Origin of the sequence: Algoriphagus jejuensis (assembly GCF_039523455.1) — a bacterium.
Taxonomy (GTDB): Bacteria; Bacteroidota; Bacteroidia; order Cytophagales; family Cyclobacteriaceae; genus Algoriphagus; species Algoriphagus jejuensis.
The window spans coordinates 174523-194042 of the sequence record NZ_BAAAFI010000002.1 but is presented as its reverse complement, the minus strand read 5'-3'; the positions used below and the strand labels follow the sequence as shown (position 1 = coordinate 194042).

Annotated in this window: 14 protein-coding genes and 1 pseudogene; 10 read left to right on the top strand and 5 right to left on the bottom strand. The window is 50.8% G+C overall.

Features of this window, described 5'->3' with window-relative positions; translation table 11 throughout:
- Positions 1 to 7: 7 nt before the first annotated feature.
- The 3 genes from ABD031_RS01800 to ABD031_RS01790 are packed head-to-tail and all read left to right on the top strand — an operon-like array spanning position 8 to position 4911.
- Complete coding sequence (locus tag ABD031_RS01800; RefSeq protein ID WP_343848082.1) at positions 8 to 2173, top strand: beta-L-arabinofuranosidase domain-containing protein; 2166 nt, start codon at positions 8 to 10, stop codon at positions 2171 to 2173.
- Positions 2174 to 2180: 7 nt separating this feature from the next.
- Positions 2181 to 3731, top strand: a complete 1551-nt coding sequence (locus ABD031_RS01795; protein ID WP_343848081.1) for a glycoside hydrolase family 43 protein — start codon at positions 2181 to 2183, stop codon at positions 3729 to 3731.
- Between the two features lie 58 nt (positions 3732 to 3789).
- Positions 3790 to 4911 carry an aldose epimerase family protein gene (locus ABD031_RS01790; RefSeq protein ID WP_343848080.1) on the top strand — a complete coding sequence of 374 codons (1122 nt, stop codon included), beginning with the start codon at positions 3790 to 3792 and terminating at the stop codon, positions 4909 to 4911.
- 97 nt (positions 4912 to 5008) lie between these two features.
- On the opposite strand, the gene ABD031_RS01785 is transcribed toward ABD031_RS01790, so the two are convergent.
- A complete protein-coding gene (locus ABD031_RS01785; protein ID WP_343848079.1) occupies positions 5009 to 7078 on the bottom strand; it encodes a S9 family peptidase in 2070 nt (689 codons plus the stop codon).
- 256 nt (positions 7079 to 7334) lie between these two features.
- On the opposite strand from ABD031_RS01785, the gene ABD031_RS01780 reads away from it, so the two are divergent.
- Positions 7335 to 8543: a glucuronyl esterase domain-containing protein gene (locus ABD031_RS01780; RefSeq protein ID WP_343848078.1), complete on the top strand. Its 1209-nt coding sequence runs from the start codon at positions 7335 to 7337 to the stop codon at positions 8541 to 8543.
- Positions 8544 to 8637: 94 nt separating this feature from the next.
- On the opposite strand, the gene ABD031_RS01775 is transcribed toward ABD031_RS01780, so the two are convergent.
- The 3 genes and pseudogenes from ABD031_RS01775 to ABD031_RS01765 all read right to left on the bottom strand — a co-directional run.
- The gene (locus ABD031_RS01775; protein ID WP_343848077.1) at positions 8638 to 10182 is read right to left on the bottom strand and encodes a M20/M25/M40 family metallo-hydrolase; all 1545 of its coding nucleotides are present in this window, start codon (positions 10180 to 10182) and stop codon (positions 8638 to 8640) included.
- A gap of 81 nt (positions 10183 to 10263) precedes the next feature.
- Entirely contained in the window at positions 10264 to 10692 is a 429-nt protein-coding gene (locus ABD031_RS01770) for a sugar O-acetyltransferase (protein WP_343848076.1), read from the bottom strand.
- A gap of 74 nt (positions 10693 to 10766) precedes the next feature.
- A pseudogene (locus ABD031_RS01765) lies at positions 10767 to 10817 on the bottom strand (hypothetical protein); the annotation flags it as partial.
- Positions 10818 to 11385: 568 nt separating this feature from the next.
- Here ABD031_RS01765 and ABD031_RS01760 point away from each other — a divergent pair.
- The 6 genes from ABD031_RS01760 (at position 11386) to ABD031_RS01735 (ending at position 18245) form a co-directional block, all read left to right on the top strand.
- Positions 11386 to 12273, top strand: a complete 888-nt coding sequence (locus tag ABD031_RS01760) for an EboA domain-containing protein (RefSeq protein ID WP_343848075.1) — start codon at positions 11386 to 11388, stop codon at positions 12271 to 12273.
- A gap of 80 nt (positions 12274 to 12353) precedes the next feature.
- On the top strand, positions 12354 to 13265 hold the full coding sequence (locus ABD031_RS01755; RefSeq protein ID WP_343848074.1) for a TatD family hydrolase: 912 nt from the start codon (positions 12354 to 12356) through the stop codon (positions 13263 to 13265).
- A gap of 3 nt (positions 13266 to 13268) precedes the next feature.
- Positions 13269 to 14183: a UbiA-like protein EboC gene (eboC, locus tag ABD031_RS01750; protein ID WP_343848073.1), complete on the top strand. Its 915-nt coding sequence runs from the start codon at positions 13269 to 13271 to the stop codon at positions 14181 to 14183.
- A 75-nt stretch (positions 14184 to 14258) separates the two neighbouring features.
- Positions 14259 to 15413 carry a 3-dehydroquinate synthase gene (locus tag ABD031_RS01745; RefSeq protein WP_343848072.1) on the top strand — a complete coding sequence of 385 codons (1155 nt, stop codon included), beginning with the start codon at positions 14259 to 14261 and terminating at the stop codon, positions 15411 to 15413.
- Positions 15414 to 15429: 16 nt separating this feature from the next.
- Positions 15430 to 16641: a metabolite traffic protein EboE gene (gene eboE / locus ABD031_RS01740; RefSeq protein ID WP_343848071.1), complete on the top strand. Its 1212-nt coding sequence runs from the start codon at positions 15430 to 15432 to the stop codon at positions 16639 to 16641.
- A gap of 233 nt (positions 16642 to 16874) precedes the next feature.
- Positions 16875 to 18245 carry an alkaline phosphatase family protein gene (locus tag ABD031_RS01735; RefSeq protein ID WP_343848070.1) on the top strand — a complete coding sequence of 457 codons (1371 nt, stop codon included), beginning with the start codon at positions 16875 to 16877 and terminating at the stop codon, positions 18243 to 18245.
- Positions 18246 to 18440: 195 nt separating this feature from the next.
- Here ABD031_RS01735 and ABD031_RS01730 read toward each other — a convergent pair whose 3' ends face one another.
- Positions 18441 to 19022, bottom strand: a complete 582-nt coding sequence (locus ABD031_RS01730) for a DNA-3-methyladenine glycosylase I (RefSeq protein ID WP_343848069.1) — start codon at positions 19020 to 19022, stop codon at positions 18441 to 18443.
- Positions 19023 to 19520: the final 498 nt, after the last annotated feature.

The window sequence follows — 19520 nt, the reverse complement described above, 5'->3', positions numbered from 1 at the left end:
CAAAATCATGACGCGTTTCATCACTGGCTCCCCAGTTTTTTCAGCCCGAGGAATACTTAAAAAACTTGCTTTGTCAGGGCTTTCTTTGGCGATGATCGCCTGCTCCAGCGAAAAGAGCCCCGAGACCGAAGTGACCGTTGTGCCAAAAATCGAAGCTTCCGGTACCAACGCCCATTACATCGGCAACCGGGCTCCGCTCCTCCCCAGCGCCTTGATCAAATTGCCGGTGGGAGCGGTGCAGCCGGAAGGATTTCTAAAAGAATACTTGGTCCGTCAAAAGAATGGTCTGACCGGCAACTTGGGTGAGATCTCCGCCTGGCTGCAAAAGACCAACAATGCCTGGCTCTCTCCGGACGGCACCGGCGAATGGGGCTGGGAAGAAGTGCCCTATTGGCTCAAGGGCTACGCCAACATCGGCTATATCACCAAGGATCAGGCGATGATCGATGAAGCCATGGTTTGGATCGAAAGTGTGCTGAACAGTCAGCGCGACAACGGCGACTTCGGCCCAGTACTGATGGACGGCGACCATCCTGATTTCTGGGCGAAGATGATCATGCTGTATTGTCTCCAGTCCTATTACGAGTATTCCCAGGATCAGCGCGTCATCGAGCTGATGACGAAGTATTTTCGCTACGAGTTGACAGTGCCGGATGGAGAGTTTTTGGAAGGCTATTGGCAGCGACTCCGTGGAGGGGACAACCTGCACAGTGTATTGTGGTTATACAATCGCACCGGAGATGAGTTTCTGCTGGACTTGGCCGAGAAGATCCACCAAAATACCTCCAACTGGACCGGTCGTGATCTGCCTCTGGAGCAGGTGCGGAATCACCGAGAAGTCAGAGACGGCGGAGAGGTGCCGGATTGGTACCGCGATCAGGTAGATTGGCACAATGTCAACCATGCCCAGGCCTTCCGCGAACCGGCTCAGTACTACCAACTTTCCAAGAACGAGGCGGATCTGAAGGCTACCTATGAGAACTTCCAGATCATTCGGGAACATTTTGGACAGGTGCCAGGAGGCATGTTTGGCTCAGACGAAAATGCCCGTCCCGGCTACGCAGACCCGCGTCAAGGGGTCGAAACCTGCGGCATGGTGGAGCAAATGAATTCAGACGAGCACCTATTTCGGATCACCGGGGATCCCTTCTGGGGAGATCACGCGGAGGAAGTTGCTTACAATACCTACCCGGCGGCGGTCATGCCAGATTTCAAGGCGCTGCACTACATCACCTCGCCCAACATGGTGCTGCTGGACTCCAAAAACCACCATCCTGGCATTGCCAACAGTGGGCCTTTTCTGCTGATGAATCCGTTTAGCTCCCGCTGCTGCCAGCACAACCATGCACAGGGTTGGCCGTATTTCATCGAAAATCTCTGGATGGCTACCCCTGACAATGGTGTGGCGGCATCCCTCTACGGAGCCAACAAAGTCACCGTGAAAGTAGGCGACGGAACCGAAGTGAGCATCGCCGAGGAGACGAATTATCCTTTTGAAGAGGAGATCCGATTCACGGTAAATACGCCGAAGTGGGTTGCTTTTCCACTCTATCTAAGAATTCCCGCTTGGGCAAAAGCCGCTAAGATTACCATCAATGGAGAGGAAGTGAAGGATGGAATTTCCGGCATCGGCTTCGCAAAGATCCAGCGGGAATGGAAAGACGGTGACCGCGTCACACTTTCTCTCCCGATGGAGATCGCCTCCAAACGCTGGGAGAAAAACAGCAACAGCCTCAGCATCTCTCGTGGACCGCTGACCTACTCCCTCAAGATCCGCGAGAAGTACATCAAAGAAGAAAGCGACAAAACCGCCATTTGGGACTCCAAATGGCAACAAGGCGCCGACACCCAGCAGTGGCCTTCTTGGGAAGTGAGGCCGGTGACTGACTGGAACTACTCGCTGGTCGTCGATGAGGACGATCTGGCTTCTTCTTTTGAGGTGATGAAAGGCAAATGGCCGGCTTCCAATTTTCCCTTTACCCTAGAAGAAGTGCCGATCAAGATCCTGGTGAAGGCAAAACGAATCCCGGAATGGCAACTGGATGAAACCGGCCTCGTCGGAGAGCTAAAAGACCTGCCCAAAACTTCCGCAGAACCCGTGGAGGAAGTGACGCTGATTCCGATGGGTGCGGCGCGACTGCGAATCACTGCTTTTCCCGAATTAAAACAATAAGCCCAGTATGAGTCGATATACCAAAATGCACCAGAGCCTACTGCTCCTTTTTGTGCTCGCGTTTGCGATGCAGCAAGCTTTTGCGCAGGGGAATGGGATTCCAAACCCGGTTTTAGCTGGAGATAGGCCCGACCCTACGGTGGTCAAGATTGGCAAGTTCTACTATGCCTCTGCGACGTCCAACGAATGGGCGCCGCTTTTTCCCATCTTCAAATCCGCCGATCTGGAGAATTGGGAGCTGATCAACTATGTCTTTCCCGAAGGGGCCCCTACTTGGGCTAAAAATAACTTCTGGGCGCCGGAGCTTTCCTACGACGAGAAGCAGGACAAAATCTACGCGTACTACACCGCACGGGATAAAGCGACCAACCGCCTGAGTGTGGCCGTGGCAAGTGCGGACAGTCCCGATGGAAAATTTGCGGATCATGGCCCGCTTGTCGCTCAGGAACTCGGTTCGATTGATGCCTTCGAAGCTCGCGATGAGAACGGGAAGCTTTTTCTTCTGTGGAAAGAAGACGGCAACAGCCGCGGTCAAAAGACTCCGATGTGGGCGCAGGAGATCAATGAAGAGCGAACTGAGCTGATCGGTGAGATGCACGAGCTCTTCCGCAACGATCAGCCTTGGGAAGGCGGATTGGTAGAGGGGATCGCCATCTTCCGCAAAAACGGCTACTTCTATGCGACCTACTCGGCCCGGGGCTGCTGTGAAATCGACTGCGACTACGTGACTGGCGTCGCACGAAGCAAATCGCTACTTGGCCCTTGGGAAAAATACGAGCAGAATCCCGTGATCCAGGACAACGCGAGCTGGAAATGTCCCGGCCATGGCACCGTTGTCGAGAAGGACGGTGAGCTTTGGTTGCTCAATCACGCCTACAATACGACCGGCAGCGTCTATGTGGGTCGCCAGGGAGTCCTTCAGAAAGTCGAATGGACGAGTGACGACTGGCCGGTTTTCACCAACGATGAGAGCTACACCCGCAGCATGGCCTCCCTGGAGTTTACCGATGATTTCAAAAAGCGCCTAGACCCAGTTTGGCAGTGGCGGGTGACGCAGGATATTCACTTTGAGACTGGGAAGAAAGGGCTGCTGCTCCAGGCTTCGGAGGAGAATGAAAACTTAGGGACACTCCTGGTACAAGGCAGCAAAACCTTGGACTACCGCTATGAAGCGATCCTGATTCCAAATGCGGAGGCTGCCGGAGGACTGGCGGTGATCGGTGGAGCGAGCAACAAGTTTGGTGCTCCCGTGGCTGGAATGGGCGTTTCGGTTAAGGGAGACCAGGTGACCCTCTGGGAGACAATCGACCAAAAGACCAAAGAGATCGCCACCGAATCCCTTCCTGTCGGCAAGGAAGTGAAACTGATCCTGAGCATGAAAGCAGGTTATCTCATGACGACCTCGGTCTCCGTAGACGGCAAGATTATTCAAGTCGGTCCCGAGCAGGATGTCAGGCATTTGGTACCTTGGGGCATGGGCTTTCGCCTGGGTTTGGTGGCCAAGGGTGCTCCTACTGCTCAGGCACATTTTAAATCTGTACGAATCATCTACGAATAGTTTTAAACTCACTAGAAATTGGGGAATCGAATTCTGAATCCCGCCTAAACACACTACAATGACTTATCGCATACTTTCTGTCGCAGCTTTTTCTGCCCTTTTTTTCGCCAGCTCCTGTTCCCAGAAGCCCGCCGAGACGAAGGAGCCTTTGATCACTCCCTTTCAGAGTTCCTATCAGATCCTCACGTTGACCAATGCAAAAGGAGTCAGAATGCAGGTCACCACGCTCGGGGCCCGCGTCATGAATCTGTGGGTACCTGACAAAAACGGGACGCTGGTTGACATCGTTCTCGGCTTCGATACGCCGGAGGAATATCTGGGTTCGGCTGAGCCCTTTTTGGGAACTGCCATCGGACGATACGGCAACCGGATTGCCAAGGGCAAGTTTGAACTGGATGGGAAAACGTACTCCCTTCCGATCAACAACGGCCAAAATACGCTGCACGGCGGGCCGGGTGGTTTTCACAACGTCAACTGGACGGTCGTGGAGTCCGACGATTCCCACGTCGTATTCCAGTACCTCTCCAAAGACGGGGAAGAAGGCTTTCCCGGAAATCTCACGGTGAAGATGAGCTATTTCCTGACCGAGGAAAACGAATTCAAGATCACCTACGAAGCCGAGACCGACCAAGCAACTCCCGTCAATTTGACGCACCATTCCTTCTTCAATCTAAACGGAGAGGGAGTCGGCGACATTCTCGACCATGAGCTTCAGCTGGTGGCCAGTAAATACACCCCGGTGGACAGCACCCTGATTCCATTTGGGACGAATGACCCAGTGGCTGGCACGCCGATGGATTTTACAAAAGCAAAAGCCATTGGCAAAGACATATCCGAGACCACCGAACAGCTCACGTTCGGTGGAGGGTTTGATCACAACTGGGTTTTGGATAAAAAGAAAGAAGGAGAGCTGGAGCTCGCTGCGACGGTCTTTGCTCCGCAAACCGGAATCGGAATGGAGGTTTGGACCACGGAGCCGGGAATTCAGTTTTACTCGGGAAACTTCCTCGATGGATCGATCAAGGGAAAAGGTGGAAAGCCGTATAACTATCGCGCGGCACTTTGCCTCGAGACCCAACACTTTCCTGATTCGCCGAATCAACCAGCCTTTCCTTCGACAATCCTTAAACCGGGAGAAAAGTACGCCCAGACGTGTACTTATAAGTTTTCGGTGAGGTAGGCATTCTGGAACAAAACTCTGATTTTAGACCTAGTAGGATTTCAAAACCTGGGGGGTCTTTTTCACATTCTTAGTTCTTTTCGCTATAGCTAAACCCCTATTTCGTCAAAGAATATTTGTTGATGAATTCAAAGGCTGCCTCTAGGGTCCTCACCCAATTTCGATGTAAAAGGAAGGAGTGAACTTCATCGGGATAGACGATTTGCTCGACGTGAACTCCCTGTTTTCGAAGGACTTCGGCGAGCTCGACACTTTCTGAAAACAACACATTTCGGTCATCATCTCCATGAATAAGTAGCACTGGATCTTTCCAGTTATCCACATAGTTCATCGGGGATGATTTATAGGCTAAATCAGCCATCTCGGGAAACTTTTCTGGCGCGTACCAAGACGCAAATACTGGGATGTCGTTATTCCAATTGTGGACTCCGTGAATGTCTACTCCGACGTTGAATTTCTCTGGTGCCTGTGACAAAGCGTGTGCTGTCAGAAAGCCGCCATAGCTGCCTCCCCAAGGTGAAATTCGGGACTTATCCACATCCGGCCTTGCTGCTAAATAATCCGCTGCCGCCATTACATCTTGAACTTCACTAGCTCCACCTGCTCCATAGTTATCTTCCTCACGAAAGTCCATTCCATAACCAATCCCACTTCGGTAATTCAGTGATAGGGCGATGTATCCCTGAGATGCAAAGTACTGCTGAGTGGCATAAGTATGTGAATAATACATGCTATAGTTATATCCGAGAAGCATCTGGCGTCTAGAACCTCCGTGGAGGAATATCACCGCGGGATATTTATTGTTTGGATCATAGTCTTTTGGAAGGAAAAGCTGTCCAAATGACTCAAATCCATCCAACGCCTCGATTCTGATGGACTCTGGTTTGCTGTGGACTTTGGGGAAAGCTGTTGGGAATAGCTCCTCAGCCAGCAGCTTAGTTTTCCCCCTTGATTGAATCATCGGCCATCCCGGTCGATTCCAAGAAGAAGAAAAATAGGCCACTCCATCAGCCAGCGCCACCGCTCCCCAGTCGATAGACGTCGTGTCACTGAGCAACGCCAATTCAAATGTGGATAAGTCCAATTTGGAAACCTGTCTTCGCTCCGTGTTTCCGATGTTGTGCATGACCAGCAGGGAGTTTCCCGTAAAGGATTGGTGAACCCATTCTACCTGTCCAGCTCCCGGAGTCAGGTGCTTGACTTCCCTGGTTTGAGGGTTGATGGAGTAGAGTTGCATCCAATTGGTCTTTTCCCATGGGAAAACCAAGGAACCGTCGGGCGTCCACCAAAGCCGCTCCGCTTGGGCTGGTAGATCGTCTACCATGACGGAGCCTCTTCCAAGATCGGCTTTCCATACTTCCGCTGCCTTCATGGTTTCAAGGTCCAGAATTCGGATACTCCAGGGATTTGCCTCCGTGATAGATGTGAAGGGTAATAGATTTAGGATGTTTGGAATCCGGAGATAGGCCAACCTTTTCCCGTCAGGACTCCAAGTCGGATAGGCATCGAAGTCTAAGCTAGCTTCTGGATAGGTTAGTTTCTTATTCTCAAAATCCCATAGCCCGATGTAGGAATGATCCCCGCGCCCAGACATGAAAGCCAAGTATTTTCCGTCAGGCGAAAAGGAAAGCATGGATGCACTTCCTCTAGCTGTGAACAACTGCTCAATGGAATCCGTGGTGTCAGCACTAGCTTTGAAATAGACCGCTCCGCCCATAAGGTAGGCGACGCTTTTCCCGTCAGGGCTGAAAGTCGGCGAGGCTCCTGGTGCAAACCATCGGCTTTTACCGCTTTCTAAGTCAAGACTGTAGATTTTCTTGTCTGTATTCTGTTGCAGTTGGGCTGGGTTTGCCGCTTGTCCGGCGGAATTTCTGGAGTTCCCTCTGACAAAAAGAAGAGTTTTTGCATCGGGGGAAAAAACCAAGGGGCCTAGATCCAAGCCATTGTCGCCTTGATCATGTGTCAATTTTTCTGTCTTAAATTCGGGTGCTTTCGCAAAAAAGACATTTCGCTCACCTCGATCGTTGAAAATCCAAGCGATTGATTTGCCGTCCGGTGCGGCCGTCATATAAGTAGGGAAGGGGGCAGAAAGGTAGTCTGCGGCAGTTTGGGCAAAGGTCGGGGACCAGATAACAGCAATGCAAAAAAAGAGGATGGACTTCTTCATAAGGTTGTCGTTTGGGGAAGATACCGAAGCATCCAAGCCTTTCAAAATGGCAGAAAGCTTTATAGTTTCTTAGTCTGAATTTTCGCGGTTATTCATTGAAATGCGTTAGCTTTTAAGTCCTTAAGCCCAAAATCAAATGCGTAGACAACTTTCTATTCTTGCAGTACTCTTACTTATTGTACCATTTTGTTTTGCCCAAATGTCCCAACAGCAGCGGGATAGTTTGAATAGACTCAGCCAGGCCGATCATCAACTTATGATGCAAAAACTTGGGATCGAAAGTCTCAGGCCCGGGCCCTCCGGAAATCCTCAGGCACCTAATGCCGCCAACTCAGATGAAAGTAAAGTTCACTACGAAAATGTACCTGATCCGCTGGTTTTCGAAAGTGGAAAACCAGTCAAAAAAGCGAAGGATTGGGACAAGCGGAAAACTGAATTGGTTGAACTCTTTGATCGAGAGATGTATGGTAGAACTCCAGAAAACCTCCCTTCTGTTCAATGGCAGCTGATTTTGGAGAAAGATACGCTGATTGGAAACACGCTAGCAGTCTACCGGAGGATGAAAGGAATTGTGGATAACTCCGACTATCCTTCCATTTCGGTGGCGATCGATTTTGAATATGCGGTGCCAAAAAATGTGGATAAGTCGGTTCCTTTGGTCTTGGAGTTTGGATGGGTCTGGCCAGTAGGGATGCAAAGACCTCCGGCTCCTCCAGGCCCAAGCTGGCAGGAACAAGTGCTTTCGGAGGGCTGGGGATTTGGGGTGCTTATCCCAACCAGCTATCAGCCGGACAACGGAGCAGGCTTACGATCTGGGATTATTGGTTTGATGAATCAGGGCGAGCCCAGAAAGCTGGATGACTGGGGAACCTTGAAAGCCTGGGCATGGGGAGCGAGTCGTACGCTGGACTTATTACAAGATGACCCAGCAATCAATGGCGATCAAGTGGTTATTGAGGGACTTTCCCGATACGGCAAGGCGGCCTTGGTTGCCATGGCTTATGATGAGCGATTTGCAGTAGGACTGATCGGTTCTTCTGGGGCAGGGGGGGCGAAGTTGCTTCGAAGGGTTTTTGGGGAGCAGATCGAAAACCTCGCCTCCTCCGGAGAGTACCATTGGTTTGCTCCAAACTTCATCAAATATGCCGGGCCGCTGGATCAGGACGACCTGCCTGTGGATGCGCATGAGCTGATCGCGCTCTGTGCGCCTAGGCCGATGTTTATTTCCGTGGGTTCGCCGACCGTAGAGGGTCAGTGGATCGACGGCAAGGGGATGTTTGACGCGGCTGTGCTGGCTGGGCCGGTTTATGACTTGTTGGGCAAAAAGCCGCTGTCTGTCTCCGAGTTTCCTCCTATCCAAACTTTGGTGGATGGGGATTTGGCTTTCCGACAGCATGAGGGAGGCCATACCGTCGGCCCAAACTGGCCGTATTTTATCGAGTGGGCGAGGAGGTATTTGGAATAGGGGCTGGGAGACCGGAGATTGAAGACCGAAGCTATACCCAAACGAAAAAGTCCCGCTTCGGCGGGACTTTTCAATATTGCGAATGGAGATCGGCTTAGTCCAAGCCGCCCTTTCTGTTTGGAGAGCGGGGTGTTGGCCAAGAGGTCGGCTCGCCGCTGCGGAAATCCAGCGGGATACGCACTTCCTTAGAGACCATGTTTTCCTCCTCGCAAGCCATGTAGACCATGATCGCGGCTAGGATCGCATTGCTTCTCACATCGTCAAAGACCACCTTGTCGTAGGTGTCCACGTTGGTATGCCAGGTCTGTGTGCCATAGTCCCAGCTCAGGGAACTCAAGTTGAAGGCTGGCACGCCTGCAGCTACGAAGGAAGCATAGTCAGAACCTCCGCCACCGGGATTGCCCGGGAAAGAAGTCTCGATGTCTTTGGTAATCTCTCTTGGCACTTTGTTCATCCAGCGGCTGAGGTACTCGTAGCTGTCCACAAAGCCTTGTCCAGATAGATTGGCCACTCGGCCAGTACCGTTGTCCTGGTTGAAGAGCACCTGGATTTTCTCCATCATCTCAGGATGGTCTTCCACGAATGCTCTGGAGCCATTGAGTCCCTGCTCTTCGGAACCCCAGTGGCCAACCAAGATGGTACGCTTAGGATTAGGATATACTTTCTTCAGGATTCGCATCACTTCCATCATCAGGATGGTACCGGTACCGTTGTCGGTCGCGCCGGTGCCGCCATCCCAAGAGTCGAAGTGGGCAGAGAGCATCACATATTCTTCAGGCTTTTCGGTGCCTTTGATCTGGGCGATGGTGTTTTGGGTAGGCTGTACGCCTGTTTCCTTGGACTGGGCGTTCAGGTGGATTTGGGGCTTTTTGCCACTTTCCGCCAGGCGGAATAGCATTCCGTAATCTTCCAGAGAAAGGTCAACGGTCGGCACTTTCTTGGTAGATGCGGAGAAAATTTTGTTCGCTCCAAAGGCTCTAGACCAATAAGAGGTGATGACTCCGGCAGCACCGGCGTCTTCCAGAGCGACAGGGAGACTTCTTCGGTCCTTGCCGGTTTTCTCGGTTCTTTCCATCCAAGCTTTGTCGACTGCGGATCTTTCTTCTTTCATTGCTTCGAAAGATGACTCAGTAGCCCATTTCTCCCAGTTGTAGTCCGGACGGCCTGTCAGCTGAGGAGCGGAGATCATGACGTATTTTCCTTTGACGGAAGGGAGCCATTTTTCGAAGGCTGCCGCATCGGCAAACTCAGGCAAAACGATGACTTCACCAGTCACGCCGCCTTTTGGCGAAGCCGGGCTCCAGGCCAGTTGCATGCCGGAAAGCGAGCGAGTCCAGGGAGCCACCATGTCGATGTGCGTGATGCCACGATCCCAGCCTCTCCATTCGCCCCATTTTTCGTTTTGGGCTTCGATGCCCCAAGTGCCGTACTGCTGCACAGCCCAGTCGTGGGCTTTTTGCATCTGTGGGGAGCCGACCAATCTAGGGCCGATGCCGTCTAATAGTTCGTGAGCCAGATTCTCCAGTTGGGAGTTGTCATTGGCTTCTTTGATGATGGCTTCGATTACCGGATCCTGGGCTTGGACAGTGCCAACCAGCATCAGGAGTAAACCAAGGCCATAGAAGTAGATTTTTCTCATAGCTAGTTATAGTTTGGAAGGCAAATTAAGTACTGAAATACGATTACTTTTAACCGTTGGTGGAGTATTGGGCGAAAAGAGCTATTCCAGAGACTTGACGACCCTGCATGGATTGCCGAGAAGTACGTTGTCGGGGATATCTTTGGTCACGACCGAACCTGCGCTGATCGTGACGTTGTGGCCTATGGTCACGCCGGGGCATATCACCGCGTTGCCGCCGATCCAGACCTGGTCACCGATGATTACGGGCTTGGTGGAAGTGTGAAATCGAGTGGTCGTCTCGTTGTGGTAGATGCTTTCGGAGGCCTTCAGCGGATGTACTGCCGTGTAGATTTGCACGTAGGGGGCGATCAGGCCATCTCTTCCGATCCGGATGAGGTTGTCGTCGAGAAACATACAGTTGATGTTGACAAAGGTGTTTTCACCGATCTCGATGTTTTTTCCAAAGTCGCAGAAAAAGGGTGCTTCGATCCAAACCCCTTCGCCTTTTTTGCCCAGCAGTTCAGCCAAGATGCGTTCCCGGTTTTCCCGGTGCTGCTCTCCGAGCGGTTGTATTCTTGGGTAAGTCTACGCGCTTGATGATAGAGTTTCAAAAGCTCGGGGTCGCGGGTATCGTAGATCTCCCCGGCCAGCATCTTCTCGAGGTTGATGTTCATTGGGGTTTTTGCTTCAATCTTTGAGAACTTGAGAAAATTAAGGTCTCAAGCATGGAGTGAGACCGCTCTGATTCTTATAGAATCCGCGGTTAATATAGCCCATCTGTTCATCTGGGGCAATTTTGTCCAGCGTTGGTGAGGAGAATGTATCTTCAGGCCATTTGGTTCGGCAAGCCTTTTCCTTTGTCTCCAAGGGACTTTGTTGGGCGGAAGAAATGGTCCTGGCGGCTCTGTGTCTTTGCAAGAAAAATAAAAATATCTCGCGAAGCCGCCAAGACGCAGCCTTCCTGTCCAGCGCCTCCGCACGTTGTGATAAAAAAAAAGATCGTAGCGGGAGACAAATCAAAAGTGAAATTGTCCTTCTCAAATGTTGCGTCAGCATGGAAGCTGTCCAAATTCTCTGAGAACCAAAAAACCAAACCTTCTTCTAACCTTAACCCTGATTTTACTCAGAAAACGGCCGCATTGTACCAGTCCTTCTAATTACGCTTGGCTTTTGTGCAACTTTTGGATTTACTTTAAAGCCGGTATAGAAAGTAGAAAAGACATGAGCGTACAGATTGAGTCGAAGGAATTTCTGATGGGACTACTATCCCGCAATGCAGCCCAAAAATCCTTGGATTGGCTGGAGACCCAAGTGGAAAAAATCGCTTCGGGGGTCGCTGCTTCGAAGTTTTTCCTGGCCTTTTCGCAGGCTTCCCGCTTTTTCAAAAAAGAAAGTCTAAAGCTGGACGAAGCCGATGAAAGCCGAGCCAACGCAATTGTCCCGGGGTTCGAGCCGGCGTTTTGGAATGAACTTCAAGCTGCCCGAACTGTCCTGATGCTGAGTTTCCCAGGGGAAAAAGCGAAGTGGCTGGAGGTGATCAATCAACTTTTCGAGACGGGAGACATGTATGAGCAGCAGGCCCTGTACGCCGCCTTGCCCCTGATGCCCTATCCCGATGACCTGCTGCCTCGTGCCATTGACGGTTGCAGGACTAACATGACCTTGATTTTTGATGCCATCGCGCTCAACAATCCCTTTCCCGCCAAGTATTTCCCCGAAGCCAATTGGAACCAGCTCGTGCTGAAGTCCATCTTCATGCAGCGTCCGCTCTATCGGATCCAAAAGCTGGACGAGCGACGCAATCAGGCTCTGGCAGATATCGCTTCCGACTTTGCCCATGAGCGATGGGCTGCCGGGAGACCCGTCATGCCGGAACTTTGGCGCCTTGTCGTTCCTTTTATCAATGAACGGTTCTTTGCCGATCTGAAGAAAGTGCTAAAATCCGAAGACCAAATGGAGGTGGAGGCGGGCCTTTTGGCCTTGTATCAATGCAAATCCGAAGAAGTCAAGCAACTTCTGCAGTCCCGATCCGAGGAGGTAATGGCCATCGAATACGGGGAGATCACTTGGGAAAAGCTGGGCTCCGACTTCCAGGAGAAGCGGGCCTAGCCCTTTTCTAGCCAGCAGGACAGCCTAGCATAGCTGGCTTGGTAAATCTCTTAACTTTGTTAATTCTTAATTCCGAAAAAATGGAAATGTACATAGATCCCCATATCCACCTGGTGTCCCGCACCACGGACGACTACGAAGCGATGCGCAAAGCGGGTATCGTGGCCACCATCGAGCCGGCCTTTTGGCTGGGTCAGCCCCGTACGGAAGTGGGTTCATTCAAGGATTACTTCAGCACGCTCGTAGGCTGGGAGCGATTTCGCGCCAGCCAGTTTGGGATCGTGCATTATTGCACTATGGGACTGAATTCCAAGGAGGCCAACAATGTACCCTTGGCGGAGCAGGTGATGGAGCTTTTGCCACTTTATGCAGGAAAAGAAGGTGTCGTGGCCATCGGTGAGATCGGCTATGACGACCAGACTGAGGCAGAAGACCGCTTTTATAGATTGCAGCTGGAGCTGGCAAAAGAAGTCGATCTACCAGTACTTATCCACACTCCCCACCGCGACAAGAAGAAAGGAACGACCCGCTCCATGGATGTGGCCGACGAGCACGGCATGGATCCAGGGTGGGTGGTCGTGGATCACAACAACGAGGAAACTGTCAAGGAAGTGCTCGATAGAGGCTATTGGGCGGCATTTACCATTTATCCACATACCAAGATGGGCTCGGAGCGAATGGTCGAGATCGTGAAGCAGTACGGCCCAGAGCGTATTATCGTCAATTCCGCAGCGGATTGGGGGATTTCTGATCCTTTGGCTGTGCCAAAGACGGCAAATCTGATGCGCAAGATGGGAATCCCGGAAGAGCACGTGCGCCTGACCACCTACCAAAATGCGCTCACTGTCTTTGGTCTCAGTGGGCAGATGGACGAAGGGGATTGGCTGAATGCTGCTCCTATCGACCAGACCAAGAAACTGGGAGGAAACTCCGTGTTGCGTGGTGGACAGCTGCCCCGAGTGGAAGGGCCTGCCGACCGTGTTGAAAATTAATCCATGGGAAAGAGCCGAATATTCGCTTACCTCCAACTGACCCGCCCAGCCAATGTGATCACCGCGATCGCAGATATTTGGGCGGGTTTTGCCGTTGCTGGGGCTTGGGATTATATGGTCACCGACTATGCGTATGGTGAGCAGACGTTTTGGTGGAATTTGCTTTGGCTTTCATTGAGTACAATCGGATTGTATGCTGGAGGAGTGGCGTTCAACGACGTGGCAGATGCCGAATTGGATGCGATTGAGCGTCCTGAGCGACCGATTCCGAGTGGGCGAGTCTCCAAGTCAAAGGCGACGGTCATGTCGACTGCCCTATTGGCTTTTGGAGTTATCTGCGCCGCGCAGGTCAACTGGATTTCCGCCGGCTTGGCTTTGGCAGTGGCTGTTTTGGCCGTTCTTTATGACTATTGGGGTAAGCATCAAAGCTTCCTCGGTCCCATCAATATGGGGCTTTGTCGTACTGGAAATCTGCTCCTGGGTATCAGCGTGGCTCCCGAGGTATTGGAAAAAATCTGGATGATCGGTTTGATTCCCCTGATTTACGTTGCGGCGATTACGATGATCAGCCGTGGGGAGGTTCATGGCAAGAACAGGAAGGCCTTGTATTTCGGAGGTATGATGTATGGGTCAATCTTCCTGGCAATCTTTGCAATGGCCTATATCCAAGGCTATAGATATCTGCAGGTGTTGCCCTTTTTGGCTTTGCTTGCGTATATGATCGTGCCGCCGTTGATGAAAGCGATACAGACGCAGGAGCCCAAGTTTATCGGCAAGTCGGTGAAAGCAGCGGTGATTTCACTCATCATCGTCAACGCGTCGATTGCTGCGGCGTTTTCAGGCTGGCCCGTTGGAATCATCGTTTTGCTGCTTCTTCCTATATCCCTTTGGTTAGCCAAAAAATTTGCCGTAACCTGAGACGGCAATAAAGCGCTTTCTCCCCAAAATTGTCAATCAAGACGACATTAGCCCAAAAACACCTTTTGATTTCCCATGAATACGATTCTCGAACAGACCTTTTCAGTTCCTTTCCGATATCCGGTGTGTTTCACCGAAGGTCTATTTGATTCCCAAAACACGATGCTGGCGGATGTGCTTCGGGGAGCACGGGTTCCCAAAGTCCTCTTCGTCCTCGATAGCGGTGTGACCGACACCCATCCCGGGCTGATTGAAGCATTGAAAAGCTACTCCAAGGTATACGAGGATGTGTTTACCCTGGCGGCCGAACCGATGATCGTGGTGGGAGGTGAAGCCTGCAAAAACGACCCAGAGCTTTATCAACAGGTGGTGGAGGCTACACACCTATATGGCATCGACCGACATTCCTACATCGCCGTGATCGGCGGTGGAGCCGTTTTAGACATGGTGGGTTTTGCGGCAGCGATCTCCCATCGTGGCATTCGTCTGATTCGGATCCCTACTACCGTTTTGTCCCAAAATGATTCTGCTGTTGGCGTGAAAAACAGCATCAACGCCTATGGTAAAAAGAACTTTCTAGGAACGTTTACGCCTCCCAACGCAGTTTTGAATGATTTCAATTTCCTCAAGACGCTCGACGACCGGGACTGGCGGGCTGGAATCTCGGAAGCTATCAAAGTGGCTTTGATCCAAGATTTGAGCTTTTTCGAGTGGTTGGAAGCCAATGCGGAGGGTTTGGCAAAACGTGAGATGGAGCCCATGAAGACCCACATCATCCGCAGCGCCCAGATGCACATGGATCACATTGCGGGCAAGGACCCCTTCGAGTTTGGCTCTTCCCGACCTTTGGATTTTGGTCATTGGGCTGCGCACAAGCTGGAGAAGCTGAGCGAATTTCGTGTTCGCCATGGAGAAGCGGTGGCGATAGGCATCGCACTGGACTCTGCCTATTCTTTTTTGCAGGGGAGAATTTCACAGGACGATCTTTACAGAGTAATCCGATTGATGAAGACGCTGGGACTTGACCTCTACGCGCCAGAGCTAGGGGGCGAGACGCTGATCCGGGGCCTCAGAGAGTTCCAAGAGCATCTCGGAGGACAGCTGACTATTATGCTTTTGGAAAAACTGGGGTATGGGATAGAAGTTCATGAGATGGACGAGGATTTGATCCACCAATCGGTAGATTTGCTGCGGTCATTTCAGGAAAAATCCGATCCGATATCTTCCTGATTTTTTAAATTAACTTATGGAGATCAAGGGTTTTCATCTCAGCTACTGCAGCAATATTCATCCCGGCGAGAGTTGGGAGGCGACTTTTCAAAATCTCAAGATTTATATTCCGGAGGTTCGGCAAAGATTAAAGGCTGAAGGTTCTTTCGGAATCGGTCTTAGGCTTTCCAATGAAGCCTCTTTGGTTTTGGAAAAGCCAGAGAAATTGAAGGAATTTCAAGTCTGGCTTCGCAAAATAAACGCGTATGTCTTTACGCTGAATGGCTTTCCCTACGGTGATTTTCACCGACAGATCGTCAAGGAAAAAGTCCATTCGCCGGACTGGACTACCTCGGAAAGAAAAAATTACACCATTCGATCCTTGCAGATTTTATCAGAACTCCTGCCTCCGGGCATGAACGGAGGAATGTCCACTTCTCCGATTTCCTACCGCCATTGGTTTGGTTCAGAACAGGAATTGGCTATTGGAATGGAAACAGCCACCTATCACCTGTTGGAGGTGGTAGAAGAATTGGTAAAAATTCACCAAAAAACCGGAAAGCTTCTCCACCTCGATATCGAGCCGGAGCCGGACGGGGTATTGGAAAATTCCGACGAAATGATTTGGCTGTTTAGCGACTGGCTTCTTCCAAAAGGCAAGCCTCAACTTTCGCAAAAGCTGGGGATTTCTGAAGCGGAGGCCGAAGAGCTGATCAAAACGCACATCCAAGTCTGCTACGACGTCTGTCATTTTGCGATCGTGTACGAAGAGCCCGCAGAGACTTTTGCCAAGTTTGAGGCGGCGGGATTGCGTGTCGGTAAGATCCAAATCTCTGCCGCGTTGAAAGTTTTCATCCCCGTATCCGCCAATGGTAAGTTCAGCTTGGGGAAAAAGCTCCAGGCTTTTGCCGAATCGACTTACCTCCATCAGGTGGTTGCGCGATTGGAGGATGGAAAATTAAAGTCCTATTCCGACTTGCCGGAGGCATTGGAGACACTTCCAAAGACCAAGGAGCAGGAATGGCGAATTCACTTCCATGTGCCTGTTTTCCTGGAAAACTATGGCTCATTCTCCTCAACGCAAGAAACCATTTCAGTTGTGCTCAATGAAATTTTATCCAACCCGGAAATCACACAGCATTTGGAAGTGGAAACCTACACTTGGGAAGTCTTGCCCGAAGACACCCGCCAAAGTTTGGGAGAATCCATCGCTCGGGAACTGGCTTGGGTGAAAGATAAATTGAGATAGGAGCTTTGAAATTTGAGATTGCCCTAAGCCGGGATCAATTAGTAAGCCGTGGGAATTAAGAGGTGATAGCCCCAGCGGGGTCACAGCTTGGTAGCGAAGCGCATTAAAGTTAAAAATGAACCCCGTAGGGGTGACAGATAGTTTGAAATCGGAGGTTTGAAATTGGCCCAAGGCGGGATCTCGCCCGATTCCGAAAACCGTACTTCGTACTTGGAGTACTCTAAACCCTAAGAATGAAAAAGACAGTAGTCCTCGATATCGTCGCACTTTCCCCCCGGGTGATCGGGGAACATACCCCTTTTCTCAAAAACTGGATTGAAAAGAACCATCGTTCTGTAGTCGAGCCAGTTTTGCCAGCAGTGACCTGCTCCGCGCAGTCCGTTTACCTGACGGGAAAGTGGCCATCGGAACACGGCATCGTGGGCAATGGCTGGTATTTTCAGGACGAATGCGAAATCAAACTCTGGCGTCAATCCAACAAGCTGGTGCAGGCTGAGAAAGTCTGGGAAGTCCTGAAAAAGGAAAATCCGGATTTCACCGTCGCTAATATGTTTTGGTGGTACAACATGTACTCGAGCGCGGACTATGCCGTGACGCCAAGACCGCTTTACCTACAGGACGGCCGCAAATTGCCCGACTGCCACTCCCAGCCCATGGAGCTCCGCGACAGGCTGCAACAAGAGCTCGGTCAGTTTCCCCTGTTTTCTTTTTGGGGGCCAAATACCAACATCGCCTCCAGCAAATGGATCGCCGATGCTTCCAAGAAAGTCGACGAATGGTACAACCCGACGCTAAATCTGATCTACATCCCGCATCTCGACTATGGCTTGCAGAAGTATGGGATAGATTTTGACAAGATCGGCAAGGATTTGCGCGAGGTCGATGCCTTGGCAGAGGATCTGATTACCTACTTCGAAAAGAAAGGGACGCAGGTCTTGCTGCTTTCCGAATATGGCATCACCTCAGTGAGTCGGCCGGTTCACTTAAATAGGATTTTGAGAAAAGCCGGCATGATCCAGGTGAAAGACGAGTTGGGATTGGAGACCTTAGATGCCGGTACGTCTGCAGCTTTTGCCGTGGCAGATCACCAAGTCGCCCATATCCATGTCAACGATGAATCGAAGCTGGCGGAAGTCAAATCCCTGCTCGAAAGGACTCCCGGTGTTGAAAAAGTCTTGGACGAAGTCGGCAAAAAGGAATACCATATCGACCATGCGCGTGCCGGCGATCTGGTCGTAATCGCAGATGCTGATTCTTGGTTTACCTACTACTTCTGGCTGGACGATGCCAAGGCTCCGGACTACGCCCGCTGTGTAGATATCCACCGCAAGCCGGGTTATGATCCGGTCGAGCTTTTTTTGAATCCATCGATCAAGATCCCCCTGCTGACAGTAGGCGGCAAGGTCCTGAAGAAAAAATTTGGTTTCCGGTATCTGATGGATGTGATTCCCCTCGATGCGACTTTGGTCAAAGGCGCTCATGGCCGCATCCCGGAATCGGACTTGGACAAGCCGCTTTTTGTCTCGGACAAAGGCCTAAATTCCACTGGGAAGATCCAGCCGACCGGCGTCTTTGATTTGATTATCAGAGCTGTAAAGGGGTAGAAGGATTTAGCTTTCCGACTCTTTGGAGATCACCGATGGGAAGGATACGGTGTAGATCGAGACCAAGCCTTGCCTGCCAGGAGTTGTAATCGAACGGGATGCACTATATGTTTTTGAATGTTGGTGGCGCGATGGCTTTTGTCCGGTTTAAGCCGGAGCTTGGAATAAATCAGGCCCTGCCTTTCTTTCCCTCACTTATTTCTTCACCTCGGCATAGCGGAAACAGTCCACCAGATGATCATTGACCAATCCTGTGGCCTGCATGTGGGCGTAGATGGTCGTACTGCCGAGAAATTTGAAGCCGCGCTTCTTGAGATCTTTGGCCAACAGGTCGGATTCCGGCGTGGTGGCCTGTGCTCCACCCATTGTTCTTAGGGAGTTTTGGATGGTCTTCCCACCTACGAATCCCCAGATGTAGTTCGAGAAAGAACCAAACTCCTTTTGCACTTCCATGAAGCGTTGGGCATTGTTGATCGCAGCGCGGATCTTCAGTACGTTTCGGATGATTTCCGGATTCTGAAGTAATTCCTGGACATAGCTTTCAGGAAATTCAGCTACGACTTTGTAGTCAAAATCCGCAAAGGCTTGGCGGTAGCCCTCCCTTTTCTTCAAGATCGTCGCCCAACTCAGCCCCGCCTGGGCGCTCTCCAGTACCAGAAATTCAAAATGAATTCGATCATCGTAGACAGGCACTCCCCACTCGGTATCGTGGTAGGTCACATACTCAGGAAAGCCCAAACACCAAGGGCAGCGGTTTTTTTCTTTGGGGACGGTCATTGGGAAAATGGTTTCTTAAAAATAGCCAAGAATTGGGATAGGAAACCATCGGTCTCATTCTATAAATTGGATATAGGTTACTTTGCCTGAATCGCCTTAAAAAAGCCATCGATACTCCCAACAATAACTAAAACGAAACGTTGGTCTTCGGTCATCTGTCTTTCAGCCCCATTGGCCAAGAAAAAAGCGTTTATAGGCAGAATTCCGTATATGCAGATCTTTAATCAATCAACGTTTCACCATGGTGTTTGATTTTAGATTTTCCAATGAGCTCAAGGTATTCGTTCTCGTTGCTATTCAGGTTCTCCCTTATTAGCAAGATCAGGATCTTAGGATGTGATCTTGTTTGCAGCATTGGTTTTTTTTCTTGAGCGGAAAATTGGTTTTTTGTTTCATTTATACACAAATCTCGGCTGATAAAAATAGGCGATCTGACCCTCATCAAGTCAGTGTGTATTGAAGGTATATCCAACCAAAAACACCTGCTTCAGGAGCGCT

Coding starts and splice junctions, on each gene's coding strand:
- ABD031_RS01775 (WP_343848077.1), bottom strand. CDS start 10,182: ATGAGAAAAATCTACTTCTATGGCCTTGGTTTACTCCTGATGCTGGTT.
- ABD031_RS01735 (WP_343848070.1), top strand. CDS start 16,875: ATGAAAAAGACAGTAGTCCTCGATATCGTCGCACTTTCCCCCCGGGTG.
- ABD031_RS01755 (WP_343848074.1), top strand. CDS start 12,354: ATGGAAATGTACATAGATCCCCATATCCACCTGGTGTCCCGCACCACG.
- ABD031_RS01730 (WP_343848069.1), bottom strand. CDS start 19,022: ATGACCGTCCCCAAAGAAAAAAACCGCTGCCCTTGGTGTTTGGGCTTT.
- eboE (WP_343848071.1), top strand. CDS start 15,430: ATGGAGATCAAGGGTTTTCATCTCAGCTACTGCAGCAATATTCATCCC.
- ABD031_RS01745 (WP_343848072.1), top strand. CDS start 14,259: ATGAATACGATTCTCGAACAGACCTTTTCAGTTCCTTTCCGATATCCG.
- ABD031_RS01790 (WP_343848080.1), top strand. CDS start 3,790: ATGACTTATCGCATACTTTCTGTCGCAGCTTTTTCTGCCCTTTTTTTC.
- eboC (WP_343848073.1), top strand. CDS start 13,269: ATGGGAAAGAGCCGAATATTCGCTTACCTCCAACTGACCCGCCCAGCC.
- ABD031_RS01800 (WP_343848082.1), top strand. CDS start 8: ATGACGCGTTTCATCACTGGCTCCCCAGTTTTTTCAGCCCGAGGAATA.
- ABD031_RS01780 (WP_343848078.1), top strand. CDS start 7,335: ATGATGCAAAAACTTGGGATCGAAAGTCTCAGGCCCGGGCCCTCCGGA.
- ABD031_RS01795 (WP_343848081.1), top strand. CDS start 2,181: ATGAGTCGATATACCAAAATGCACCAGAGCCTACTGCTCCTTTTTGTG.
- ABD031_RS01785 (WP_343848079.1), bottom strand. CDS start 7,078: ATGAAGAAGTCCATCCTCTTTTTTTGCATTGCTGTTATCTGGTCCCCG.
- ABD031_RS01760 (WP_343848075.1), top strand. CDS start 11,386: ATGAGCGTACAGATTGAGTCGAAGGAATTTCTGATGGGACTACTATCC.